Raw genomic sequence first — 22821 nt, forward strand, 5'->3', positions numbered from 1 at the left:
TGGCGTTGATAATCCCGGATTGATCCTTTACCGTGGTGAACTACGCATTAACCAGAGCTCTCATCTTTGTCGGCCAGGCAAATAGGAGAGCTGACTTAGCAAGGCTTACTTCTAATCTATAAATTAATAAGACAACTCGTCTTAGTCCTATAAATCCGCCAATAGTAATCCTAGGTTCCTATCAGCGAAATACCAGGTATAACTCTATAACTTTATAACTTTATAACTTTAAGACCATTTTCTCTTCACCGTCTCTAACGTACCTGTGCAAATTGTTCAAAGGCTGCAAAATCGTGGTCAAACAATACTCTGGCCTTATTTTCATCGGCAATCTCCCGCAGCTTTTGCATACTTGCGTAACAAGCCTCCAGATCATTGTAAATTCCGGGGGGCAGGCTTTCTTCCCAATTCCTCTTAATATTGACCAAGTCGCCAGGTATGATATAGCTGCCCTCCTTCGTGTCAATCAGCACGCCCTGTGAGCCTGCGGAATGCCCGGGCAGGAATAATAACCTGATTCCGGCTGTCAATTCCACATCACCGGAAACCGTTTGGATTTGCTTGAAGTAGCGCAGGAAATAGGGAATCCGGTCTGGAAGATCCAGTTCATAGGTCCTGATAAATTCATGATCCGGAGCCACAGCGTATTGCAGTTCCGCTTTTTGTACTATTACTTTAGCCTGAGGCAATTTTAAGACTCCATAAGCATGATCCCAATGAAGATGCGTCAAAATCACGGTCTTTATTTCATTGACCGTTGTAGCGTGTTTCCTTAGAGCCGCTTCCAAATGATTTTCCGGGTTACAGGTCAGCGGGTTATGGTATTTCGTCCCAAACTCCTCATCCTCGCCACCTCCGCTGTCAACCAGGATCTTCTCTCCCGTTTGTTCATTGAGGAGCAGCCAGCCAATTAAGGGGACTTGGATTCTCCCTGTCTCCCCTTCATGGTTCGAATTTTTATCCCACACCAAGATCTTGGGCAAGACAGCGAGACGGCCCAGTTCCAAAGGAATTATCCTCCACGCCATTGGATTCCCTCCTTGTAAGATCTTTCAAGCAATCAGCTGATACAACGACTCTTGCGTACACTGCCGGCACTCCGCACCCTGCCGCCCGGCTGCCCGGCTGTTATCGGATTGCGCACCATCCATTTCCTTCAGCTCAGATAACCAACCGTTCTTTGATCGTCTATTCACAATGTTCTTTAAACGAATTATACTATAGGTAATCTGAGGTGATAATCAGCGATTGGGGTATGATTGTTCGGTGATAACGATCAATTAAGGATGTGATACGATGGAGCTACGGCAGCTGCGCTATTTTGAATCCGTAGTTACTTATGGAACAATTAGAGAAACCGCGGCCAGACTTTTTATGTGTGAATCCACCATAAGCGAGCAAATTAAAGAATTGCAAAAGGAAATCGGCTTTCCTCTATTTGAAAAGCAGGGCAGGAAAATCGTTTTGACTGCGGAAGGCAAACAGGTTTTACCCTTAGCTAAAGCAATTCTTGCAGATGTTAAGGATTTTGAAGCAGGTATTTCTGAAATAAACAATCCGGGCGCCGGACTTATTAAGCTCGGTGTGGTTTCTGTGGCCAGGCTGGATATTGTGCCTAAGAAAATCATGGAATTCGCCCAAGTTTCCCCCGATATCCAAATTGAAATTATGGAAAACGGCGCCTTGGAAATTATTGAATACCTGCTTAACGACAAAGTTGATTTTGCTTTAATTTCTACGAACAGCAGAATAAAGTCCATCCTTGAAGCCTCAGCGATTCAATATAAAGTGCTTTCCAACGTAGGTTCCGTCGCCCTTGTATCCTGCAATCATCCTTTGGCGAACCAAGATAAAATTTTGCTCAACCAGCTGGCGGATGAGCGGATCATCCTGCGCCGTCAAGGAATTTACCGGGAAGCGATCATCAACTCCTTGAGGGATTCCATAACAAAGGACCGCTTTTATACCATCGACACCTATGAAACCGCCCTGCAATTAGTGGAATTAAATCTCGGAATTACCATAATTCCTGAAGCCTTTATCGGCTCCTTGGGGCTACAGGAAAACTCTAAAGTCAAGCTGCTTTTGTTGGATGATTTTCAAATTCAGTCCGATATGTGCTTTATTTATAAGAAAAAACGCTACCGCCCCCTGTATTTTATAAATTTCATGCGCATATTTACGGATAGCGTTTGTTGATCTTTAGGGCATTTATAATTTGCTGTCACATCTCACACCCTATTTGATCGCTGCTGCCGAACAATCAGACCTTAATCGCTATCTTCCGGATGGGTATTGAACTTATTAGATTTTTCTTGGTATTTGCCTAACGCAAAAATCAGACCACTCAAAAATAGTCTGACTTAGAGTAAATAATTAATATAATTCCAAAGATTTTTGAACTAAAGTTAATGAATCATCCTCTCTAAAATATTGTATCTCACTGCCAACCCGATACGGGCCGGCTATGGCATACTAAAGACATGGAGTGTGATAATTTGTGGAAGAAGCAATTTTAGAAGCCTTGAAACAATCAAACACTCGTTTCTATAAACAAGAAGCTCGTTTCGATTCTTTGGAAAAAGAAATAAAGAAAAATTTGTTGCCCTTAGAAAACATGTACCGAAACATCCAAATTATAGGTGAAGTCCCAAAAAGTCATTTGGAGCAAAATGAACGCCAACATAAAGAAATGATGGCAGAACTAAAAGGAGAAACAGGTCTTCTGGGAACCGCCGTCAGACACATATCTAATCGCAAAAAGACTTAGATAACCATTATTATAGGGAGGCCGCGGGTTTATCCAGGGCCATTTCTTAACATCTTATAAAAATAGCCAAGGTTTGTGAAGAATTTTTTAAATCAGGAAAAAAATAGGAAAATAATCGGCATGTCTAAGATTCGTCAACGCTGACGAATCTTAGACATGCCGATTATTTCTGGAATTATTCTCCACCTTCATAATCATATTGGGCCTTCCGAAGAGGCCACCTCCCTTTCCATCATCTTTATGGCTTCATTACAAAGCAGAACTAACAGCCGATTTACGATAAAGCCGGGAGTATCGTTGACTACGACTCCTCTCTTATTCATTTGGGCAACTTCTTTGAGAGCTTCTATTGTCTTTTGCGAGGTTGAAAGGCCCTTAACTATTTCTATTAATTCCATAACCGGAACTGGATTGAAGACATGCATGCCCGCTATCTTGTCAGGCCTTCTTGTAAACGCCCCTGGTTCTGTTATTGATAGCGACGACCATTTCCAGCCTTCTTATACCTTATAAACACGTGTATACATGACGGAGTAAAAGAAAATATCCTTACATTACTGCCTGGCTCAGGGAACAGGTGGCCTGTAAGTTACAGAAATTGCAATGGGTTTTTCCCTTAAAATCCGGAAGTTCACGGCCCACTCCCATAACCATCGCTACCGATTTACTTGGAACGATGAGGTTGGAGCCGCTTAGGTAAATACTGATTTTCTCCGCCCGAAGAAAATGAAAGATAACCCTCATATCTTCAAGCCCCTTCCAATAGGAGTGTCCGGGACCCATAGGAAAGGTTGTTTTCAGGCCTTCACGCTGATAAGCCTCTTGTACCCGACTCACTGCTGTCGTACTAACCTTGGTGATGTAGGTTGTCGCGCAGGCATCTAAGGCATAAGCTTCGGATAATTTTCCCGCTTTCTTATACCGGGTCAACCGATCCTCAATTTCGGTACCGATGGTTATCGCAATTAAGAGCATCTTTTCTGCTTTTCCAGCTATCTTGGCAAGGAGCTTGCTGGAAAACTTAAAACCATCCTCCAGGAAAAGCTCTCCCACACCTGCACCAGTCACATCAACGTCTACCCAAATTGAAGCAGGCCGCACTAAACTTGCGGCTTCCTCTATCATTTGGCGGTGTAATTTCACGGCCCTAGGATGCGGAGGACGCTGACTGTAATCTGCCCCTTCTGTTTGAAACACTTCATTTAAAGTAATCTCAGGCAACGGGATTTCCCGGATTTCTGACTCTCTCATAGTTTCCCCCCATACTATACCGTCTGTTGATAAATAATGCTTTTCCCGAACTCAGAGCATTATTTAATCGATCCTTCAGCACCTCCAGCCTCGGATTCTATCCTCTTAAAACCTGCCTGGAGCCTGAGCTGTGCCTCTTCAGTCAAAACTTCCTGCGACGGACCAAAAATAATCGCCGTCACATTTAAGTTGATTTTGTCTGTGAGCCAATGACTCCATCCGGACGATGGTTTAAGATTGATGCTCCTACCCGTAGAAGATAACCATAAATTCTCCTGACCGCCAACAAAGATTTTAAGATGTCCAACTAAGTAGCGCTTACCCTTAGCCCAATCTCTAATCTCCGCGATCCATTGAGTGAGAGCTTGTTGAACTCTCTCTGCGGGTACCATTGCCGGAAACACCACAGTACGAGTTTCCGAAAAGATAGCCGGCTCGGGATATTTCTCCGGGTCTTCAGACAAGTGGAACTGCGAATGCATCGGCAAGAGATCGTCTTGTCCTTCATTCATTTTCCCACCACCGCCTCCCGCCAAATTTGCGGATCAACCCCCTGCTGCGCGGATATAGCGTAGAAACGGGCTGAGGAATTTATTTTCCTGACGCTTTTGGCGACGTTGTCAACCTGTCCGGGTTCCAAACAATCGGTCTTGTTTAAGAGGATAATGTCTGCCTTAGAAATTTGCCCTTCGATCAACCCGGGCATGACGGCAACAAGTTCGTCCCAGCGCTCGGCATCGGCCACCACAATGGTTTTCAGACTGTCAATGCCCTGGACATATTTAGTGATCGTTTCCACGACTTTAGCAGGGAAGGCCATGCCCGTAGTCTCAATAATCACCCAGTGAGGAGACAATTCCTCGCGAATTTCCTGAAGACACTTGGCAAGCTCCGCGTTCAGCGTGCAGCAAATGCAGCCGGCAAAGAGCTCCCGTACTTTCAATCCTTCTGCTTGGAGAATTTTATCATCGATGCCCGTTTCTCCCACTTCGTTCTCGATAATTACCAGGGACGGTTTGCCGCTCTCCGACTGCCGCGACGAAAATCCCTCTTCTCCGGTTTCAACAAGCTGTTTTGCCGCCTGCAGGATAAGCGACGTTTTGCCCGAACCTAGGAATCCGCCGAAAAGCAAAATATTCATTCCTTTAATCTCCTTAAGAATAACTGAACAACGCTTGATTGTTATTGGGCAGCTCATCATTATTCAGAATCAAATGCTCTAAGGTTACCTCTTCACCACAGGGGATGATCGCAAACTCTTCATCCCATTGACCCAGAAAAAGTTTTTTTAATAGTCTCAGTGATCCTGCAATTTTCTCGTGATTCAGCCCTAAAGCATCCGCCAAATTCTTTGTTTTTGTCAGGACCCCTTCAAACTGATAGGCTTGGGTATCAATCACCATTAAACGATGATAATTGTTGAGCATCATCTTCATAACCTTGAGAGCTTTATCCTGGCCATATCTGGAAATACAGCGTTCATATTCGGACAATAAATTCTGTTCGTTTTCCAACCAGCCTTTCGTCAAAAAATAAGTGCCAATTTCCTGGTGCAGGTTCTGCCTGCGTTCGTAGGAACCTAAAAGCAGGGATATACAGTCATCCACCCTGGGGATGATCAATTGAGCCTGCGAGGATTTTATGCCCAAGAGGCTGTTGCCGCAATTGCCGAAAGCCAGGAGAATGGTTTCAATATTTTCGATTCCCTCAATAACCTTCTGGATCTTCCGGCCTAAGCGGTCCGGAAAATTATGCAATCCGGATTCGATCCAAAGCACAGGATAATTAACCCCGGTTTCGGATATTGCCAGGTTTACTTCATCCCTTATTGTCTGACAAGCTACAATGATTGTTCCCAACTCAGTTAATTCCTTTCTTATAAATAAGCAATCTCTTGTTTACGAGGGCAGCCGTCCATGATCCGCATACAGAGATCCGCTCCCCTGGCGCAATCCGTAACCCAATAGTCGGCCCCGGTATAATTCTTGACCGCATCGTTAACCAAACCGCCGATCACCACCAAAACCTTTGACCTCAGCCCTTCCTTCTCTAGCAAGTCCACAATCTTCTTCATGGAATCATAAGCTGTCGTGATTAAACCCGAAAGGCAAAGCAGCCTGCTCCCTGTCGTCTTAATAGCTTCTATAAAAGTGGCTGCCGCTACGTCCACTCCTAAATCCAAGACCCGGCAACCTTTACTTTTGAGAACAGAAATCATAATGTTTTTTCCTATGTCATGGATGTCTCCGCCCACGGTGCCAAAAACGATCGGCGGCACATCGGAAACGGGTTCAATGTGGCTTGACTTTAAGACTAGATTTATGGCTTCCGTAAAGATCTCGGCTCCGACCATTAAATCACAAAGAAAATACTTGCCTGCATCATAGAGTTCGCCCACCTTTTCCATACCGGACCTGGCTTCTGCGATCATTTCCAGAGAATCCACCCCTTGTTCGAGCCCTTGCCGGACTAGGTTGAGTACAGTGTCTTCATCCAGTTTCCCCATAGCATGGGCCAGTAATTTTCTGGCTTTAAATTCCTCAACATTATTCTTAATACCCATCTCTTATCACACCTTTGCAGAATATGGATATGAGACCCCGCTTAATTCAAAAGCTTCTCCCCGGTAGATTGTTTGGGAAAAACCCAATATTCTCCCATCCTTAGCGTAAAAAGCCCGGTGAACACACAAGGCAGGGTGTCCGGCAACGGTTTCAAGCAACTGGGCATTTTCAAGCGACAAAGGCGTGGCGGAAATCCTCATTTCGATTTTGTGAATCGTCACATTGGTGTGCTGGGCGACGATTGCGGGAAAATCAGCATAGTCTATTTCATTTTCCAGGATCGGCTGCCCCTTAATATAAGGCAGATACTTCATATCAATCCCTACGGGGCCGGCATCGCCATTAATCAGCCGCCTGATCCTAAAGACCTTAGTCCCTTGGAAAACACCCAGCTTGCCGGCGGTTAAATCATCGGCGCTGATTCGTTTCACCTCAAGCAGCTTAGAGGTGAGTTTGTTTTCATTAGGCAAGCCAGTCTCCTGAAAGGTTAAGGTCACTTGATTCAGCTTAGGTTTGGCGACAAAATTGCCGATTCCTTTGACCGTCTCAATCAACCCGGCTTCCAATAAGATTGCCAGTCCACGCCGTACGGTGACCCTGCTTATCCCATAGTCCCCAACCAGCTGGGATTCGGAGGGAACCGCATCCCCGGGCTTTAATTCCCCGGATTCAATCTGCTGTTTTAAATCATCGGCCAGCTGATAATAGACCGGCATATAGTCGCGATTCGTTTTCATTTAAACTCCCTCCGGAAACGTTAAATTTTTAATAAATTTGGCTTGAAAGCCCGGGTGATTAGCCAGTTCGACAAACTGGGCCCGCTGCGCAATTGAACGGCAGCGCTCTAAAATATCTACCGATAACAGGGCTTTGACGGCGCCGGTTCCCGCCGCATTGCCTACCGGAAGGATTTTCTTCCGCTCGGCTGAAGGTAGCAAGCCAATGGCCAAAGCGCTATCCAGATTAAGGTTATTGCCGAAGGCTCCGGCAAGCAAAACCTGCTCGATGTCCTTAAACATAACCCCGTAATTCTCCATTAGGGTTTCGATTCCCGTGAAGATTGAAGATTTCACTAATTGTATCTCCCGGATATCCCCCTGCGTAATCGCTATGTCCCGTCCGCTTGCGCTCTCCTCGGCAAAGACCAGGACAAATTCCTTTTGACCCTCTTGGACTTTGAGTCTCTTGCTAAGCTTAGGAGGCAAGAGAGCAAACCGGTCGTTACTGACAAACCTGCCGGAAGGTGTGATAATCCCCGCTTTGAGAAATTCGGCAATGGCTTTAATAACTCCTGAACCGCAAATTCCCCTGGCCAATTCCTCCTTAACCGTGTGAACGCAAACATCATCCCTAATCTCAACCTCATCAATCGCCCCGTTTGCCGCCCGCATTCCGGAGCTCAGCTGGGCCCCTTCAAAAGCCGGGCCGGCCGCAGTGGAACAGACGAGCATTTTTTCCTTATTGCCGAGGACTATTTCCCCGTTGGTTCCGAGATCGATAAGTAATGTCAGCTTGGAAGTTAAGTCCTGATCAACCCCAACTATGGCCGCCACGGTATCCGCTCCCACAAAGCCGGCAATATTGGGCAGTAAGATAAAACTGGCGCCGGGGTTAAGATCCAACTCGATGGCACTTGCTGAAAAATGCGGTAAATTGTTAAATACCGGTACATAAGGGCTGACAGTAAGATACTTGGGTGAGACACCCATTAACAGGTGTTCCATGGTTGAATTCCCGGCTACTGTGACCAGATAAATATCCTTGTTGGCAACGCCCGCCCTGGCACATAATTTAGCGACTAAATCATTTAAGCATTTCCGCACGGCAGACATCAAGGTGTTCAACTCGTCTTCCGTCCCGGCAGCTTTGATCCTGGCAATAACATCAGCGCCATAGGCCGTCTGAGGGTTTGTCTCCGCAGCCGCGGCAATGACCTTACCTTTCTGCAAATCCACCAGCATGCCGGCGACCGTAGTAGTGCCCAGGTCAAAAGCCACTCCGTACAAGGTTGACGAGGTATCCCCCGGCTCAAAGCCTATAATTTGCTTGAAACTGCGGAGTACCGTAATTTCTTCGAACTTTTGAGGAGCAATTAGGGCTAATTCCTGCACGGCCCTAAGCTCAATTGAGATATCCTCCTCCCCGGCAAAAACCTGTCTGATCATTTCCTGAAGAGAGTAGTTATTCTCTAAAGAGGGATATACCGGCCTGATGAGGACCTTTTTAAGGGGCGGAAGCAAGTCGGCCTGCTCTAAGAAGGGATCACTTATTTCCCCTTTGCTGCTCACCGAAACCTGAATAGCTCGCTCCAGCACCAGATCCTCCCCCGGATATACCTGGCAGGCGAGATACCAGCCATCCTGCCCTGGTTTAAGCGGACTTCCCTGCTGATCAACAACCTGCCCGCTGAGCAGCCTGATCCTGCATTTCCCGCAGAAACCCTGACCGCCGCAAGCAGCTTCGAGCATAATTCCTGCCTTAGTCAGGGAACTAAGTAAGGTTTCATGAGTCGGTACTGCAAATTTCCGGGTCCCATTGACGGTGACTTCAACGTCACTCAGGCTGTTTTTCTGGTCCATTCTCTCACCTACTTGTCTACACGTCTATTATAGCTTTTGCTTCCTGTGACCGTCAATAATGCCTAAAGGTGGCAGCAAGTCCGATAAAACCAAAATTGCTGCCACTAAAGTTACTATTATGTTAGGGATTATTTACCGGTTGCCGCCGCAACCATGGCTTGTACGTTTTCTAATTTAGCGTCGATAGGAATATCGCAGCCTGAATGAAGGATGAAACCTGTGGGCCCGAGCTCCTCAATGAGCTTGCGGCTATATTTATAGACTTCATCGGGAGTTCCCAGCGATAACATGGATGGCGGTACATCCCCCATAATACACATGGTGTCCCCTAAGATTTCTTTAGCCTTGTAGATATCCGTCATACCATCCGGGGCAAAGATGCATTTACCTTTAGGCAAGACTTTGAATCTGGCGAGATCACGTCCCCAATCGGAATCAAAGTGTAATATAGGGGTGACACCGGCCTCAATGACTTCATTAATAACTTTCTCCATATATGGGAAGACAAAACGATCCCACAAGGGCTGGGAAAGCATCGAACCTGCCGCGCGCCAACCGCCTACCCACATATATTTTTTCCCGATTTGTTTTGTCGTTTCTAAAGCCTGTTTTGTCATGAAGGGCATCATCGCAGCCATGGCTGCCTCCACTTTATCCGGCATCTTATATAGGTCACGCACAAATTTCGCGAAGGAACGCGCCCCGCATAAGATTTCGAAGGGAATAGTCGCCATGACACCACCCAGAACAGGGATGCCCTTAGCATTCCACAGATCAAATATTTCCGGAGTGTCCTGAGCATCTGCCATGACATCTTGCAGAATGGTTGGACTAATTCTTTCCGTGAGATATTGTCCCAGCCAGTTAGGCCAGCCCTCATTGATAATTCGCTCATAATCTTCCTGTTTCATCAGTTCTTGTTCATGAACCTGCCAACCGGCATCCGCCGGAAGTTCTACACCGGGTAGTTTGACCTTGCTAAGCCACAATAAGGACAGGGCGCTCGGAAAGAAGGAACCATAATCAATTCCATCAAACCCGCCGATCATATCGGCGGCTTCAATCATCACTCTCGCTGCTGTAAAACTGCTTTTTACGAATTCCGATAGAGGCGTCTTAGTTACACGGGCAGCAAAGGATGTATATAAGGCAACTACCGGAACCCTGTCCGGTTTTTCAAGTGCCAGCGCTTGGGTAATCCTGGCTTCCCGTTCAAGCAATAGACTATTACTCATTGTTAATTCACCCCCATAATCTTTTTACAAGCTTCAACCGCTTCTTGGGCATTCCTGCAAAGACCGTCAGCCCCCACATAGTCCTTAACCTTTTGGTCAGTCGGCCCGCCGCCGATTAAAACGGTCCGCCCTTCCCGCAGGCCCGCCTCTTCGATCGCCGCTATAGTTCCTTTCATATTATCAAAGGCGGAGGTTAAAAGACAGGATAAGCCAATAATTTGGGGATTATGTTCTTTGATAGCCTCGACAAACCTCTCATAAGGGACATCGACCCCCAAGTCAATGACATTGAACCCGTTACACTTTAAGATGGTGACCACGATATCCTTGCCGATATCATGAATATCTTCTTTGACCGTACCCATGACCACAGTGCCCAAGGTTTCGGAGGCATTAGTGCCGAAGGCATCCCCTAAAAGACCGGTGGCCTCCTTAAAGACGTCGGCAGACATGATCAGTTCGGAGAGAAAGTATTCCTTCGCTTCAAACTTCTGGCCCACTTCCTCCATACCTTTTTGCAAAGCCGCCAGGATGTCAAATACCGGAGCCCCTTGGTCATAGGAATCTTTAACCAAAGCCAGTAATGAATCCTCTTCCAGTTCCGCCAGATGTTTGGAAATTGCCTCGTACATGATTTTTCCCCCTCTTTTAGTAAATTAAAAATTTCATTATTATGCGCAATCTTCCGCTTTTAAGTATTTCCTGAAGCCGTTAAACACACGTTATCACTGGGACGGCTCCAACCTGTTTCTAGGCATACAGACCTTTACGATGGGCTTTTAAGTATCCCCTGCAGTACTTATCCTGACCGGTAAGAGCTGTGGCGATATACAAAGCGCCCATCATATCTTTGTTGGTAGGGTCCAGAATAAAGCCATCCATCCCCATAGCCATGGTCTGCACCATAAACAGCCGGTTAATCAGGGCTCTGTTGGGAAGACTATAGGAAACATTGCTTAGCCCGCACATGAAATGAACCTCAGGATAGGCCTCTTTAATCAGCCTAATGCTCTCTAATACTTCCCGGCCATAGATATCTCCGGCACTGATAGGCTTAATCAAGGGATCAAGATAAATATCCTGCTGAGAAATACCCTCAGCCTCTAATTTAGCGACTAAATCCCTTGCGATCCGCAGCCGGTCTTTTGCCGTTTCCGGCATTCCGGCATCCTCTATGCATAGGGCTACTATTTTGGCGTTATACTTTTTTATTAAGGGCAGTACGCTTTGCAACCGCTTTTCTTCAGCAGTGATCGAGTTGATCATGGGATTCGCCGATTTACTCAGTTCCAAGCCCGCAATCAAGGCTTCGCTGCTGGGGCTGTCAATACACAACGGCAGGTTTGTCACCTCCTGGACCGCATTAACGAGCCACTCCATCATGGCGACTTCTTCACCAACCATTGTCCCGCAGTTAATGTCCAAGTAGTTGGCTCCCGCTTCTTCCTGAGCTTTGGCAATTTGTTGAATATAGTCACTATCTCTCTTCTCGACTGCTTCACGGATTACTTTCCGACTAGTGTTTATCAATTCCCCAACGACGACGACCATCCCCAACCTCCTCGCTTTCCTTGGTGCACATGTGTACTCTAGTTAAATTTATAAAAAAAATAAACATCTGGGTTTTAATTAATTTATTAACATGTGTACACATGTGTATGTGATAATCATACTTAAGTGTCGCTATTTTGTCAATAGTGAAAAAACTAGGAAATGCCGGTTAATTTTTCTCTTCTGTCCTCATAATTATCGTTAGTCTTCCGGTATGGTACCGTTCTATGTATCCCAAGCAAACGGGATGCTTTGCAGACCCTGCCGTTACATTCATTTATTTCCTGAGCTTTAGCCGCATTGATCGGAACGGCCAGGTAAATGAGCTTTTTACCGGCTAAAACTATGGAAACTAATAGTTGGAAGATCAAGAGCATTGCCGTTTCGTGCTATTCCGAACTATAAAAAAAGGGGCTGCAAAATTTAATGGTATCAATAAAACAACTGAATATGGTTGTTCTACTGATACCATTTGTATTCTTTTAACAATTAATTTAAGCGTGTTCACCGCTCAGCCTGCCACAGTGTCCCAAATCAATGCGTTGTATTTGTCAGCGTACATACCCTACTGTAAACGAAAACTTAAAGTTAAAGAACAGTGATTTTTCGCTGATAGGAATGTGCTTAACGGTAAACAATTTACCCGACAACGTTAGTGTCTATTGTAAAATGAACATAAACATCATCACAATCTTTTACCGGCAGCCAATACCTTATTTTTCCCCCGCCTGACGTTGCCGTTTGTGCTGTTTTAGTAGCAAGCGCGGCATTTGCCTTGCAACCTTTATGAGCTTCCGGCGCTCCAACTTTAATACATACCACGTCTTCTTCAAAGCCCAATTTGCGGGCAAGTTCATTAGCGGCTAAGATCGTTCGATTTTTGTGGATTAACCTTACCGCCCCCGGAAAACTGTCCCACATCATGTGAAAAGCCTCAATAACTTTTTCATTAACCATTTTAATTCCTCCAATAAATAGAAATCCAGCCGAAGGAGTTTAGGCCTTAGCCGAAGACAGGCCTTAAATCTGTAAGTATCTCCAGTTTGTCAAAAAAAATCTTAGCAAATGATTATCCTTTTCTGGCAATCATTTCGATCTCAATTTTAGCCCCGAGTGGTAATGAAGCCACACCAATAGTTGTTCTTGCCGGAAAAGGCTGAGCAAATTGCTTTGAGTACACCTGATTCATTACAGTAAAGTCATTCATATCTGTCAAAAAGACGTTTACTTTTATAACATTATCCGGTGTTAACCCTGCAGAAGCTAAAACATTAAATAAATTTTTAAAACTTTGCTCAGTTTGAGCTTCAACACCGCCTGCAATTAGTTTACCCGTTCTCGAATCGATAGGAGTTTGTCCGGATAAATAAATTACATCCCCGGATTCAACGGCGTGAGAATAAGGCCCAACAGCAACGGCTCCTTCAACATTAAAAGCTTTTCTTTTCATCAAAATCTTCCTCCTTACAAAATGGTCCGCAACCCAGCTGACTTCTTAAACTCATTAATGTTTATTCGCAGTGTTCCCGTCAGCAAGCCACGATTCCGGTTGTCCTCTGGCCGAATTAACAAGAACTTGGGTTGCAGCAGACGAATCATGAAACTATTCTTCCAAAGGCACTTTAGGTCCTTCTAAAGCCAATTGATAAAAAGCAAGATCCAGCCATTTAGCAAATTTAAATCCTGCTTTTTTAATTACACCTGAGGGTTTAAAGCCCATTTTCTCATGCATCTTTAAACTGCTTTCATTTGTTGCGTCAATCCCGGCCACAAGGGTTGCATATTCTCTTTCATTGGCAATTTTTATTATTTCCCGGATTAATTTTGTTGCAATACCCTCCTTTCTATGGTTCTTATGCACATATACGGAATGTTCGATCGTGTATTTATAGGCCGGCCATGCTCTAAATGGGCCAAATGTCGCAAAGGCAACCACTTTTTCCCGTTTTTCAAATACTAGCAACGGATAGCCATCCTGTTTCTTTTTTTCATACCATTGTATCCTGTCATCAAGCGTATGAGCCTTATAATCATAGACTGACGTTGTGTTTAAGATAGCATCATTATAAATTTCCAAAATATCCTTTAAATCCTTTTCAATGGCTTCCCTTATCATTCTTTTCAATCCCTTTCGCAATAACGTTGTTTTTAATAGTTTAACCCCTTACCTGGCCCAAGGTAAAATTGCCCTTGTTAAGCATTTGCTATAGAATTAAGTTATAACAAACTATTCAATAAGGAGCAGTGGGGCATGACGCTTCAACAATTCCGGTATATCGTGGAAATTGCCAAACATAACTCCATTAGCAAAGCTGCTTCGGCCCTTTATGTAACACAGCCCAGTATCAGCAAAGCTGTCCATGAGCTGGAAAGTGAATTAGGAATTATCATTTTAGACCGAACAAACAAAGGAGTTATCTTTACAAAAGATGGTAGGGAATTACTATTTCACGCTAAAATGCTGCTGGAACAAACGGAATCCATTATCTATCATTTTAGCAGGCAGAAAGCAACAAACTTAACAAAGGTTTCTATTTCTTCTCAACATTACGGCTTTGCTATTGAGGCCGTTGCAAATCTAATGGCTTATTTTGCCGATCGGAACTATGACCTGACCCTTCGGGAAGGAAAGACAACCGATGTGATTGATGATGTGCAGGCGGGCAGAAGTATTCTGGGAATTTTATCTCTGACTGATTTAAACAGGAGCCTTTTTGAGCGTTACTTCATCTCAAAATCACTAATATTTACTCCCCTTGCGTCATTGAAGCAGCACGTCTTTCTTCGCCAAGAACATCCTCTGGCTCATCTTCACTCTATTACCTTAGAGCAATTAGAAAGCTATCCGTATCTGACTTACCAGCAGGACGACATACTGCTTCATTTCGCGGAAGAAGTTATTGATGTGGACAATATTGGAAAGCTGGTCTATCTGAAGGACCGCGGTGCCATGAATAATCTCCTTGCCAACACAGACGGTTACAATCTGGGAACCGGCTGCATCGTGACTAATTACATGAACCCCAATATTATTTCTATCCCTCTAGAAAGGGGCAATCTGATTCAACTGGGCTTGGTCAAACGCAATGATGTAGTTTTACCAGAAGAACTTATGATATATATTGATTTTTTAACAACTGCTTTAAAAAGGTCTGCACCAAAGGATGGAATTACGGAATTAAGTTAATCTAAATAAATGAAGCGAAAGTGAAAATTGATTATATTAATGGGGTTATTCCGAAACTTGCAGAAGTCAAAGGAATTCTGACACGATATAATGATTTGATTGTAAAGCTAAAAGCAGAAGAAGCTCAAGCCATACCAAATTTTGACAATGCCATTAAACTTTTAAAGCCCTTAATGAATGTGATTTCTTAGATTACACATCTTTTAAAACAGCCCTATGGATAATATTATTATTTATGTATTAAAGCGGATGAACAAGGACGACTCAAAATAAGCATCAAGGCCTCGGCAGTTAAACGCACAATCATAGTGAGTTTCACTAGCGATATCTATTCCAACAATCATGGTCTGGTCAGTGATTTGCAAAATCTTTTGGTTCTGAATATACTTCACCTCAGGTACCTCCTGTAGTTTGGATTTTGCCTTCGTGGTTGTTTGCACATCCTAATTTTACTGTAAGGTACTTACTATTTTCAAAGTTCATTTTTGTTTAATACAGAAAAGCTTGGAAAAAGCGGAGTTACGCTGACGTTGCTATGGGAGGAATGCTGCAATGAATTCAGGCACAATGGCGAAATCCCATTTGGCTTCACACAGCTTCGGTTCCATTATCACCCTTATGTACAGACGACAAAAGCGACCATGCATTTGCCAGTTCAGCCTTAAGCTGCGCTTGACTCTCTTCCGACTGGTTGTTAAGTATTGAGTAAGCGGAGGTACTGCAAATGCCCCGCTCCCTCGGCACAACAAACCGTAAGGTTTACGGCCAAGCAAGAGTTGAATAGGATGCAGAAAAAAGTAGCTGCTTTACGGGCGGGCTACTTTTTCTATGTGTCTGATCCAATTAGGCCATCAATTGACAACGGTTGCCTAAATGCCTTCAAAAACCAGTTTTAAATCTACTACGAGATCAGGGAATATAGATACCTTTATTTTATCATCCTCTGTATATATATCCGGTCTGCCATATCTTCGTTTTTCTAGCAACACAAAGACACTAACAAGCTTTGTCTCAGGCTCAACGATCCAGTATTCTTTTACGCCGGCATTTTCGTATTTGTTGAACTTAATAAATCTGTCGGCTCTTGCGGTTGAGGGTGAAGTTATTTCGATGACAATCTCCGGGACTCCAAAATAACCTGTTTTTCTAAGCTTACTTTCATCGCAAATTACAACGAGATCCGGCTGAGAAATAACATTTGAAATTTCTTCATCGCTCTCATCATGCTCAGAAATACAGAGGTCAAAAGGAGCAGCAAATACTTGGCCTGGCTTATGAATTAAATAATTAGAGATCTGCCGAAGTAATTCCCTGGATATTCTTTGGTGTTGCCAGGTAGGAACTGCTTGCATATATAGTGATCCGTCGATGATTTCCCAGCGTTCACCTTCTGGCCAAGTTAAATAATCAGCATAAGTATATTTTCCCTTTGATTCCGGTATCGGCATAAAATCACTTCCTGTGAAAAAAATCTTAGATAATTATAACATGTTCCAATATCTGGGCAAAGGTGCTTAGCTATCCTTACGCTTTTACTTTAGCGCTTTTAAAGAAGGTGAGATGTTATTAACCAAGCTGGGCTTGGGTTTGATCATGGCCACTAGTCGAATCAACAGGCTGAGGTTGACTGTTATTCGTAGAAACAGATTGGACCTTCGGTCTCTTTGTATACTTAAGTGTTCGATTCACAATCGAAGTTATAGGAACAAGCATCGAGAGTTCTCCATTTAAGCTTGATCGTTTAAAGAGAACTTTTTTAGTGGATATTGCTTTTACAAGCACCCAATCTTCTTCTTTGTTGTTTTCATCGGTTAAACTCATGAGGTACACCTTACCGAAGTTTTTTGTGACTAACCATTTAATAATATTTACTGTGGGAACCACAAAAGGAACCACAAATATATCAATGACGGCAAGAATTATTAGATCGTTACGATTCTTTACAGAACCTTGAAGAATCAGTAACATCGCTGTCAGCAAAAATGCAACAACTAACACAATCAAAAACTCAAGAACAGAGCGAATTGCCTTCTCCTTAGGCGGCATTAAGAGTAGTTCAAGTCTTTCCGCTCCCATATACTGTACGAAATAAACAAGCCCAACAAAAAGCATAGGAACAATAAGCAAAGACGGATAATCTTTCAGAAACATGTTCAATAAAGTTACCATAAATACCTCACTCCTTTTTTATATCTAATCAATACCAATTCACCTAAGATCATCTGCAATAAATGTAATTCTCCCGCCTTCTTTTTACTAGATTAATCTGCTCAAGCCTATTAATACCTACCCGCATACTTGTATGATCGACTCCGATCATCCCTGCTAATCTCCGGCCACTGGTATAGATGACATTACTCCGGTTAGTACGACAAACATAAACGATCGCCGCAGCGAAATTATCCACAAAGGACAGATTGTGTTTGATGATAGGCTCGTCAAAATAAACTGCGGCGAGTTTGAAGGTACTACTGAAACCGCGGATTCTAGGCAATTGTTTTTGCAAGCAATCAAAAGCGGCGACAAAGGCACAGAAAGTTTCATAGAATTTATGAAACGTTGCAGTAATTTTTGTAATATGATTGTGGAAGACCATATAGGCAAAAACGTCTTAATCGCCACCCACGCAGTAAAGTCATTCATATCTGTCAAAAAGACGTTTACTTTTATAACATTATCCGGTGTTAATCCTGCGGGAGCTAAGACATTGTGCTCTTATTCCAGATTTATAAAAGAGCCTAAAATTTGTGTTTATAACACTATTTTAGACTCTTTTACTATTAAATATCTTTTATTCTAAAACAGCAGCTGTTAGGTTGAATATGCTCTAATATCTGGTACTCTGCATTTTTGTAAAGCATTCCCGGCAATAAACAGGGCGGTCTCCCGTTGGTTTGAAGGGAACTACGCAAGGTTTGCCGCATTCGGCACAAAGAGCATCATACATTTCACGTACAGGTCTGCCGTCTTTTTTACGGACTTCACGGCACTCTTTGCAGCGTTTAGGTTCATTAGCAAATCCTTTTTCGGCATAAAATTCCTGCTCACCAGCCGTCCAGATAAATTCCCTGCCGCATTCTTTACAGATTAAAGTTTTATCCTCATACATAAATATTAACTCCTTATAGCCAATCATAATTTGGGCTTTTAATGATTGCGCAACCATTTACTTTGTCAAACTCGCGCAAAACTTGGACCAGTTGTCTGTCATGCGTTCCGGATATGTCTTATTATTTCCGCCGCAGTTTTTACGTAATAGCGGCAACCAGGCATAGCAGAGAGCGCCCCATCGTTAAAACATTTTCCTGCACATTCACATCATCCTCCAAACCACTACTTGCAAATGCATCCCGTTTGCATCTATAATTATCATAGTAAGCAAGGATATATTTGTCAAGGGTGATGATATTGTATTGGCGTTAATAAAATCTGGAAATTTAATTTGTAAGGATGTCTGACTATGCTGACAACAGAAAATTTGTCCTTTTCAGATACAGGTTCACCATCCTTTGCCCTGGATAGCATCAACAAGAATCAAGCTGATTCTCGCAAATAATGTTTATATTCCAAATCCAAAATTGACTTTTGTTAAAAGGGCATTTTACAATAAATACGAATACAAATTATAGGTACTTATTTCTATATTAAAATTTAAAAGAAAAGAAAACGCTGTACCCCAGGGAATCTCAATTCCAAAAGAATCCATCTTGTGACGATATGCCGGCTGCAGCTAAACATTTCCAAGCATTTGTTAAATGAAACGATAAGGGGAATAGATCATGAAAACATTACAAAACAATTGGCCTGAGGGTCTAAAAAGAACTAAAAATCGTGAAAGTGTCCTCTCTGTGCTTGAGGGTTCTGAAAAACCCTTAAGTGCCCTGGATATTTTTTCCCAAATAGAAAAAAGCGGCACTACAACCTGGTTGTCTACCGTTTATAGAATACTGGAGATTTTCGTTAAAAAAGGTGTGGCGATAAAAACCAACGTAATCAATAATGAAATGGCAGTCTATGAACTTAACCGTTTCAATCATAAGCACTTTGCTGTCTGTATGAGCTGTCATAAGATTATAGCGATGAACAATTGTCCCATGGATCAATTTATTCCCAAACTTGAAGACAAAGATTTTCAGATAATGGGCCATAATCTGGAGGTGTACGGATTGTGCGGCGATTGTGCCCCTAAATAATAACTATCGCTTTAAACTAACCAATTAAAAAACGGCATCCGTCTGAAAGGCTATCCCTGCCGGCAAAGAGCTGGGACAGACTGCCCGCTTTTAGCTCCGGCTCCCCTTGGTTTTATTTTTCAGGAAGCTAGTCCCGATTTTCAACAATTGAAAATCGGGACTAATTTTTTAGGGTAAGGCTACTTGCTCCATCGTTATAGAGTCATTCTAATGCAAATGCGAATCATATGCATGTATTATCCCCTCCCCGCATATCTTTTAAAGAAAAGAGGCCGGGGTTTAGCAAGGTGAATAACACTACTGGCGAACAGAGCCTTGGCCCAAAACATGACTATATTGAGGGAGGATTCAAATGGCTGCTGAACTGTATGTAATTTCAGGTTTCTTAGGAGCGGGAAAAACCACGCTTATCCAAAAGCTGCTCAGAGAGGCCTTTAGGAAAGACAAGGTCGTTTTGATCGAAAATGATTTTGGGGAAATAAGCGTTGATGCTGCCCTGCTTAAATCCGGCGGTTTTGAAGTGAAAGAGATGAATTCAGGCTGCATCTGCTGCAGCCTTTCAGGCGATTTTGTCAAAGCTGTTAACGAAATAAGGGCCCGGTTCCGTCCTGACAAAATCATTATCGAACCGTCCGGTGTCGCTAAGCTAACGGATATCATGAAAGCTTGCACAGACCCCAGCATCCGTCCCTTTGTAAATGTCAAAACAAAAATTACGGTCGTAGACGTAAAACGCTGTGAAATGTATCGCTACAACTTTGGTGAATTTTTTGAGGATCAGATTCAAAACGCCGACGTCATTTTGCTCAGCCGGACCGAGGATTTCCCAGACAAGGTAAATGAGGCGCGCAGGTTGATGGAACGCCTCAATCCACGTGCGCTTATCTTGGCCAAACCCTGGGATCAAATCAGCGCCGACAAGATTCTCTTAGCACGACCTGAACACGAAGAGCAGGGTAATCACTCCCCGGGGTGCGGCTGCGGCCACCATGGAATACAGGGCCACGACAGTCATTGCAGCTGTGATCACAATCATTCAGCTGAAGAAATCTTTAACACCGTTACCATCAAGACTGAGAAGGTATTTAGCAAAGAGGATTTGCGAGAGCGCATATCTTATCTGGAACACAATGCCAAAGGGAGGATCTTGCGCGCCAAAGGCATCCTGCGCGGAACAAACGGCTATGTGAATCTGCAGTATCTCCCCGGACATTTAAAAATCCTCAACTGTGATGCCAGAGGCAATATGCTCTGTATTATCGGGCAGAATCTGAACCGGCAGGAGCTGGTTAGCCTCTTTAGCGGGGAGTGAGGTTGTTGCCTATACCTATCTATGTTGTAACCGGGTTTTTGGACGCCGGAAAAACCACGGCTTTAAACAATCTGCTTAACAAAAGGCTGCTTGAGCAACGGGAAGCTCAGGACATGCAAATACTCGTGATCCAGTTTGAACACGGTGAAGCGGTTTTTCGCAGCAAGTATTCCAACTGTTATCTGATCAATTTTCCTAAAAAAGCCTTGGATCAGCATCCGGAGCAAATCTCAGAACAGATTCACAGCTGTTTACTTGAGCGCAGGTGCGATGAAATTTGGATTGAATGGAATAGCGTCACACCCTTTGCCCAATTGCAGGCCTTGATTCTGCATCCGGCATTGAAGAACAAATGTCGCATGGAGAAGGTTATGCATATGGCGGATGCTAAAAAGCTGGAAGAATTGCTCCGTATTCAAGGCGGGGCCTTGCCAGAGCAAATTGCCGGCTGCGATTTCCTAATTCTGCGAAATGTAGGTTCCGACGCTGATTATGATCGATTGAGGCAGCTTATCTATAATATCAACCCCGGCGTCAAGATCTATGAAACGAAACAAGCCGAAGATATTTACCTCCAAGTCTATCGTCAAAGTCCTGTAAACATAATGGTCAATGTATTCGGGGGAATCATGGCTAAATTCAGCTCGTAACAGTTCCCTAAAGGCCCCTATATTAAAAAAGGCTCCTCCTTGCAGTAAACAGTTTTAACTGTCTGCTACAAGGAGGAGCCTATCATTCTTAGATCACATGGAGGTTTATACAAAATCTGAAACAGTCCCACTACTTACCGATTTTTTCCGCGTAATCTATCCGCCGCAAAGCTAGTTCATAATAAATGCCACAACTATGGTAACATCCTCACCTATTCTACCCCTTGGTGGCTCCCGACATTTCCGGATTGGTGGCCTTTGTTCGAATTATAAAAGAGGAGAAACCAGAAGGGCAATTGTCAAGCCGATTAAAATAACTGTTGTTACCCAGCCAACAACATTATGAAACAGCTTATTGGTATGCTCTCCCATAATCTCCTTGTTATTTATTAACAGCATCATACAAAGGAGCACAACCGGCAGCAATGCCCCATTAAGAACCTGTGACCATAAGCTGATCAAAATAAGTGGGGCATTGGGTATCAGAATAATACCCACGGCAATGATCAGGATCGCGGTAAAAAGTGTATAAAATTGAGGAGCCTCTTTTAGCTTCTTATCAATGCCCGCTTCAAAACCAAAGGCCTCGCAGACATAAAATGCCGTGGCAATCGGAAGTATCGTAGCCGAAAACACCGAAGCTATAAACAGGCCAAAAGCAAAAATTTGAGACGCAAACGTTCCGGCAAAGGGTTCCAAGGCCACTGCGGCATCTTTGGCCTCGTTGATCTTAACAATACCATTAACGTGGAGAGTCGAGGCACAGGCCACCACAATAAAGAAGGCCACAACCACTGTCGCGATACTGCCAATAATGACGTCCCAGATGGTAAATTTATAATCCTTAATTTCCAAACCTTTTTCGATAACGGCAGACTGCATGTAAAATTGCATCCACGGTGCTATCGTTGTCCCGATTAAGCCGATAACCATCGTAATATAGTCAAAATTATATTCTATATCCGGGTGAATAATTGAGGTGCCGATTTCTCCCCAGTTTGGTTTTCCCATGATGGCCGATACGACGTAAGAAAGAAGGAACACACTGAAGATTAAAAATATCTTTTCAGCTATACCGTACGTTCCTTTGACAACCAGAATCCAGACAGCAATCGCCACAAGGGGCACCGCTATATATTTGCTGACGCCGAAAATCTGCATACTGCCCGCTACACCGGCGAACTCCGTAGTGGTGTTGCCGATATCGGCAATGAGCAAACCAATAAAAATAAAAAAGGTAATTTTTACTCCCGCGTTTTCCCTAATTAAATCTGCAAGTCCTTTTCCTGTGACCATGCCCATTCTTGCATTCATTTCCTGGACAACGACAAGAGCAATGAAGGCGGGAATCAACGTCCATAAAAGGCTATATCCGTAGTGCGCTCCGGCCACTGAATACGTCGTAATTCCGCCCGCGTCGTTATCAACACTTCCCGTGATGATACCCGGTCCTAAGATTGCCAAAAACAAAGCCAGATTTCTTAAGAATGTTGATTTTTTTGCTTGTGCCATCATGTTGATCACCTCCA

The 22821-nt window shown here is 43.7% G+C and carries 29 protein-coding genes; 8 read left to right on the plus strand and 21 right to left on the minus strand.

Annotated features, from left to right (window positions below; genetic code table 11):
* Window positions 1–254: 254 nt before the first annotated feature.
* Complete coding sequence (locus REC12_RS08065; RefSeq protein ID WP_308893432.1) at window positions 255–1028, minus strand: N-acyl homoserine lactonase family protein; 774 nt, start codon at window positions 1026–1028, stop codon at window positions 255–257.
* A 268-nt stretch (window positions 1029–1296) separates the two neighbouring features.
* Between REC12_RS08065 and REC12_RS08070 the strand changes: the two genes are divergently transcribed.
* Both REC12_RS08070 and REC12_RS08075 read left to right on the plus strand, forming a co-directional pair.
* Window positions 1297–2199, plus strand: coding sequence for a LysR family transcriptional regulator (locus REC12_RS08070; protein ID WP_308893433.1), 903 nt, complete (start codon window positions 1297–1299; stop codon window positions 2197–2199).
* 301 nt (window positions 2200–2500) lie between these two features.
* Window positions 2501–2770, plus strand: coding sequence for a hypothetical protein (locus tag REC12_RS08075; RefSeq protein WP_308893435.1), 270 nt, complete (start codon window positions 2501–2503; stop codon window positions 2768–2770).
* A gap of 194 nt (window positions 2771–2964) precedes the next feature.
* Here REC12_RS08075 and REC12_RS08080 read toward each other — a convergent pair whose 3' ends face one another.
* From REC12_RS08080 to REC12_RS08150, 15 genes are all read right to left on the minus strand, one after another.
* Window positions 2965–3243 (minus strand): 3-hydroxyacyl-CoA dehydrogenase NAD-binding domain-containing protein, encoded by a 279-nt coding sequence (locus tag REC12_RS08080; protein ID WP_308893577.1) that lies wholly within the window; start codon window positions 3241–3243, stop codon window positions 2965–2967.
* A gap of 76 nt (window positions 3244–3319) precedes the next feature.
* Window positions 3320–4021, minus strand: a complete 702-nt coding sequence (locus tag REC12_RS08085) for a Vitamin B12 dependent methionine synthase activation subunit (RefSeq protein WP_308893437.1) — start codon at window positions 4019–4021, stop codon at window positions 3320–3322.
* Window positions 4022–4080: 59 nt separating this feature from the next.
* Entirely contained in the window at window positions 4081–4533 is a 453-nt protein-coding gene (locus REC12_RS08090; RefSeq protein WP_308893439.1) for a hypothetical protein, read from the minus strand.
* Complete coding sequence (locus REC12_RS08095) at window positions 4530–5162, minus strand: GTP-binding protein (protein ID WP_308893441.1); 633 nt, start codon at window positions 5160–5162, stop codon at window positions 4530–4532. The genes REC12_RS08090 and REC12_RS08095 overlap by 4 nt, the downstream gene beginning before the upstream one ends.
* Before the next feature lie 13 nt (window positions 5163–5175).
* Window positions 5176–5880, minus strand: a complete 705-nt coding sequence (locus REC12_RS08100) for a DUF1638 domain-containing protein (protein WP_308893442.1) — start codon at window positions 5878–5880, stop codon at window positions 5176–5178.
* 17 nt (window positions 5881–5897) lie between these two features.
* On the minus strand, window positions 5898–6584 hold the full coding sequence (locus REC12_RS08105; RefSeq protein ID WP_308893443.1) for a cobalamin B12-binding domain-containing protein: 687 nt from the start codon (window positions 6582–6584) through the stop codon (window positions 5898–5900).
* 6 nt (window positions 6585–6590) lie between these two features.
* Window positions 6591–7322, minus strand: coding sequence for a GntR family transcriptional regulator (locus REC12_RS08110; protein WP_308893445.1), 732 nt, complete (start codon window positions 7320–7322; stop codon window positions 6591–6593).
* The gene (locus REC12_RS08115; RefSeq protein WP_308893447.1) at window positions 7323–9164 is read right to left on the minus strand and encodes an ASKHA domain-containing protein; all 1842 of its coding nucleotides are present in this window, start codon (window positions 9162–9164) and stop codon (window positions 7323–7325) included.
* 128 nt (window positions 9165–9292) lie between these two features.
* Complete coding sequence (locus REC12_RS08120) at window positions 9293–10399, minus strand: uroporphyrinogen decarboxylase family protein (protein ID WP_308893449.1); 1107 nt, start codon at window positions 10397–10399, stop codon at window positions 9293–9295.
* A 2-nt stretch (window positions 10400–10401) separates the two neighbouring features.
* A complete protein-coding gene (locus REC12_RS08125) occupies window positions 10402–11031 on the minus strand; it encodes a cobalamin B12-binding domain-containing protein (RefSeq protein ID WP_308893451.1) in 630 nt (209 codons plus the stop codon).
* Between the two features lie 118 nt (window positions 11032–11149).
* Window positions 11150–11950: a methyltetrahydrofolate cobalamin methyltransferase gene (locus REC12_RS08130; RefSeq protein WP_308893453.1), complete on the minus strand. Its 801-nt coding sequence runs from the start codon at window positions 11948–11950 to the stop codon at window positions 11150–11152.
* 155 nt (window positions 11951–12105) lie between these two features.
* The gene (locus REC12_RS08135) at window positions 12106–12327 is read right to left on the minus strand and encodes a hypothetical protein (RefSeq protein ID WP_308893455.1); all 222 of its coding nucleotides are present in this window, start codon (window positions 12325–12327) and stop codon (window positions 12106–12108) included.
* A 262-nt stretch (window positions 12328–12589) separates the two neighbouring features.
* Complete coding sequence (locus tag REC12_RS08140) at window positions 12590–12907, minus strand: hypothetical protein (protein ID WP_308893457.1); 318 nt, start codon at window positions 12905–12907, stop codon at window positions 12590–12592.
* Window positions 12908–13019: 112 nt separating this feature from the next.
* The gene (locus REC12_RS08145) at window positions 13020–13400 is read right to left on the minus strand and encodes a RidA family protein (RefSeq protein WP_308893459.1); all 381 of its coding nucleotides are present in this window, start codon (window positions 13398–13400) and stop codon (window positions 13020–13022) included.
* A gap of 153 nt (window positions 13401–13553) precedes the next feature.
* Window positions 13554–14066, minus strand: a complete 513-nt coding sequence (locus REC12_RS08150; RefSeq protein ID WP_308893578.1) for a GNAT family N-acetyltransferase — start codon at window positions 14064–14066, stop codon at window positions 13554–13556.
* 135 nt (window positions 14067–14201) lie between these two features.
* Between REC12_RS08150 and REC12_RS08155 the strand changes: the two genes are divergently transcribed.
* Window positions 14202–15137, plus strand: a complete 936-nt coding sequence (locus REC12_RS08155; protein ID WP_308893460.1) for a LysR family transcriptional regulator — start codon at window positions 14202–14204, stop codon at window positions 15135–15137.
* A gap of 20 nt (window positions 15138–15157) precedes the next feature.
* Window positions 15158–15328: a hypothetical protein gene (locus tag REC12_RS08160; RefSeq protein ID WP_308893461.1), complete on the plus strand. Its 171-nt coding sequence runs from the start codon at window positions 15158–15160 to the stop codon at window positions 15326–15328.
* Window positions 15329–15370: 42 nt separating this feature from the next.
* On the opposite strand, the gene REC12_RS08165 is transcribed toward REC12_RS08160, so the two are convergent.
* The 3 genes from REC12_RS08165 to REC12_RS08175 form a co-directional block, all read right to left on the minus strand.
* The gene (locus tag REC12_RS08165; RefSeq protein WP_308893462.1) at window positions 15371–15529 is read right to left on the minus strand and encodes a hypothetical protein; all 159 of its coding nucleotides are present in this window, start codon (window positions 15527–15529) and stop codon (window positions 15371–15373) included.
* Window positions 15530–16006: 477 nt separating this feature from the next.
* A complete protein-coding gene (locus REC12_RS08170; protein ID WP_308893464.1) occupies window positions 16007–16585 on the minus strand; it encodes a Uma2 family endonuclease in 579 nt (192 codons plus the stop codon).
* Window positions 16586–16703: 118 nt separating this feature from the next.
* A complete protein-coding gene (locus REC12_RS08175; RefSeq protein WP_308893465.1) occupies window positions 16704–17306 on the minus strand; it encodes a hypothetical protein in 603 nt (200 codons plus the stop codon).
* A 250-nt stretch (window positions 17307–17556) separates the two neighbouring features.
* Between REC12_RS08175 and REC12_RS08180 the strand changes: the two genes are divergently transcribed.
* Complete coding sequence (locus REC12_RS08180) at window positions 17557–17937, plus strand: histidine phosphatase family protein (RefSeq protein ID WP_308893467.1); 381 nt, start codon at window positions 17557–17559, stop codon at window positions 17935–17937.
* Window positions 17938–17964: 27 nt separating this feature from the next.
* Here REC12_RS08180 and REC12_RS08185 read toward each other — a convergent pair whose 3' ends face one another.
* Window positions 17965–18246: a zinc-ribbon domain containing protein gene (locus tag REC12_RS08185; RefSeq protein ID WP_308893468.1), complete on the minus strand. Its 282-nt coding sequence runs from the start codon at window positions 18244–18246 to the stop codon at window positions 17965–17967.
* Window positions 18247–18916: 670 nt separating this feature from the next.
* On the opposite strand from REC12_RS08185, the gene REC12_RS08190 reads away from it, so the two are divergent.
* From REC12_RS08190 to REC12_RS08200, 3 genes are all read left to right on the plus strand, one after another.
* Entirely contained in the window at window positions 18917–19330 is a 414-nt protein-coding gene (locus tag REC12_RS08190; RefSeq protein ID WP_308893470.1) for a Fur family transcriptional regulator, read from the plus strand.
* A 352-nt stretch (window positions 19331–19682) separates the two neighbouring features.
* Entirely contained in the window at window positions 19683–20642 is a 960-nt protein-coding gene (locus REC12_RS08195; protein WP_308893472.1) for a CobW family GTP-binding protein, read from the plus strand.
* A gap of 5 nt (window positions 20643–20647) precedes the next feature.
* A complete protein-coding gene (locus REC12_RS08200; protein WP_308893474.1) occupies window positions 20648–21292 on the plus strand; it encodes a GTP-binding protein in 645 nt (214 codons plus the stop codon).
* Between the two features lie 267 nt (window positions 21293–21559).
* Here REC12_RS08200 and REC12_RS08205 read toward each other — a convergent pair whose 3' ends face one another.
* A complete protein-coding gene (locus REC12_RS08205; protein WP_308893580.1) occupies window positions 21560–22804 on the minus strand; it encodes an Nramp family divalent metal transporter in 1245 nt (414 codons plus the stop codon).
* Window positions 22805–22821 lie beyond the last annotated feature (17 nt).

Origin of the sequence: Candidatus Desulfosporosinus nitrosoreducens (genome assembly GCF_030954495.1) — a bacterium.
GTDB lineage: Bacteria > Bacillota > Desulfitobacteriia > Desulfitobacteriales > Desulfitobacteriaceae > Desulfosporosinus > Desulfosporosinus nitrosoreducens.

Bases quoted from the DNA above. Each gene is read 5' to 3' on its own strand.
- REC12_RS08205 (WP_308893580.1), bottom strand. From the start codon at position 22,804: ATGGCACAAGCAAAAAAATCAACATTCTTAAGAAATCTGGCTTTGTTT.
- REC12_RS08185 (WP_308893468.1), bottom strand. From the start codon at position 18,246: ATGTATGAGGATAAAACTTTAATCTGTAAAGAATGCGGCAGGGAATTT.
- REC12_RS08175 (WP_308893465.1), bottom strand. From the start codon at position 17,306: ATGGTAACTTTATTGAACATGTTTCTGAAAGATTATCCGTCTTTGCTT.
- REC12_RS08130 (WP_308893453.1), bottom strand. From the start codon at position 11,950: ATGGTCGTCGTCGTTGGGGAATTGATAAACACTAGTCGGAAAGTAATC.
- REC12_RS08090 (WP_308893439.1), bottom strand. From the start codon at position 4,533: ATGAATGAAGGACAAGACGATCTCTTGCCGATGCATTCGCAGTTCCAC.
- REC12_RS08150 (WP_308893578.1), bottom strand. From the start codon at position 14,066: ATGATAAGGGAAGCCATTGAAAAGGATTTAAAGGATATTTTGGAAATT.
- REC12_RS08140 (WP_308893457.1), bottom strand. From the start codon at position 12,907: ATGGTTAATGAAAAAGTTATTGAGGCTTTTCACATGATGTGGGACAGT.
- REC12_RS08070 (WP_308893433.1), top strand. From the start codon at position 1,297: ATGGAGCTACGGCAGCTGCGCTATTTTGAATCCGTAGTTACTTATGGA.
- REC12_RS08190 (WP_308893470.1), top strand. From the start codon at position 18,917: ATGAAAACATTACAAAACAATTGGCCTGAGGGTCTAAAAAGAACTAAA.
- REC12_RS08115 (WP_308893447.1), bottom strand. From the start codon at position 9,164: ATGGACCAGAAAAACAGCCTGAGTGACGTTGAAGTCACCGTCAATGGG.
- REC12_RS08105 (WP_308893443.1), bottom strand. From the start codon at position 6,584: ATGGGTATTAAGAATAATGTTGAGGAATTTAAAGCCAGAAAATTACTG.
- REC12_RS08125 (WP_308893451.1), bottom strand. From the start codon at position 11,031: ATGTACGAGGCAATTTCCAAACATCTGGCGGAACTGGAAGAGGATTCA.
- REC12_RS08065 (WP_308893432.1), bottom strand. From the start codon at position 1,028: ATGGCGTGGAGGATAATTCCTTTGGAACTGGGCCGTCTCGCTGTCTTG.
- REC12_RS08145 (WP_308893459.1), bottom strand. From the start codon at position 13,400: ATGAAAAGAAAAGCTTTTAATGTTGAAGGAGCCGTTGCTGTTGGGCCT.
- REC12_RS08195 (WP_308893472.1), top strand. From the start codon at position 19,683: ATGGCTGCTGAACTGTATGTAATTTCAGGTTTCTTAGGAGCGGGAAAA.
- REC12_RS08170 (WP_308893464.1), bottom strand. From the start codon at position 16,585: ATGCCGATACCGGAATCAAAGGGAAAATATACTTATGCTGATTATTTA.
- REC12_RS08110 (WP_308893445.1), bottom strand. From the start codon at position 7,322: ATGAAAACGAATCGCGACTATATGCCGGTCTATTATCAGCTGGCCGAT.
- REC12_RS08155 (WP_308893460.1), top strand. From the start codon at position 14,202: ATGACGCTTCAACAATTCCGGTATATCGTGGAAATTGCCAAACATAAC.
- REC12_RS08120 (WP_308893449.1), bottom strand. From the start codon at position 10,399: ATGAGTAATAGTCTATTGCTTGAACGGGAAGCCAGGATTACCCAAGCG.
- REC12_RS08135 (WP_308893455.1), bottom strand. From the start codon at position 12,327: ATGCTCTTGATCTTCCAACTATTAGTTTCCATAGTTTTAGCCGGTAAA.
- REC12_RS08085 (WP_308893437.1), bottom strand. From the start codon at position 4,021: ATGAGAGAGTCAGAAATCCGGGAAATCCCGTTGCCTGAGATTACTTTA.
- REC12_RS08095 (WP_308893441.1), bottom strand. From the start codon at position 5,162: ATGAATATTTTGCTTTTCGGCGGATTCCTAGGTTCGGGCAAAACGTCG.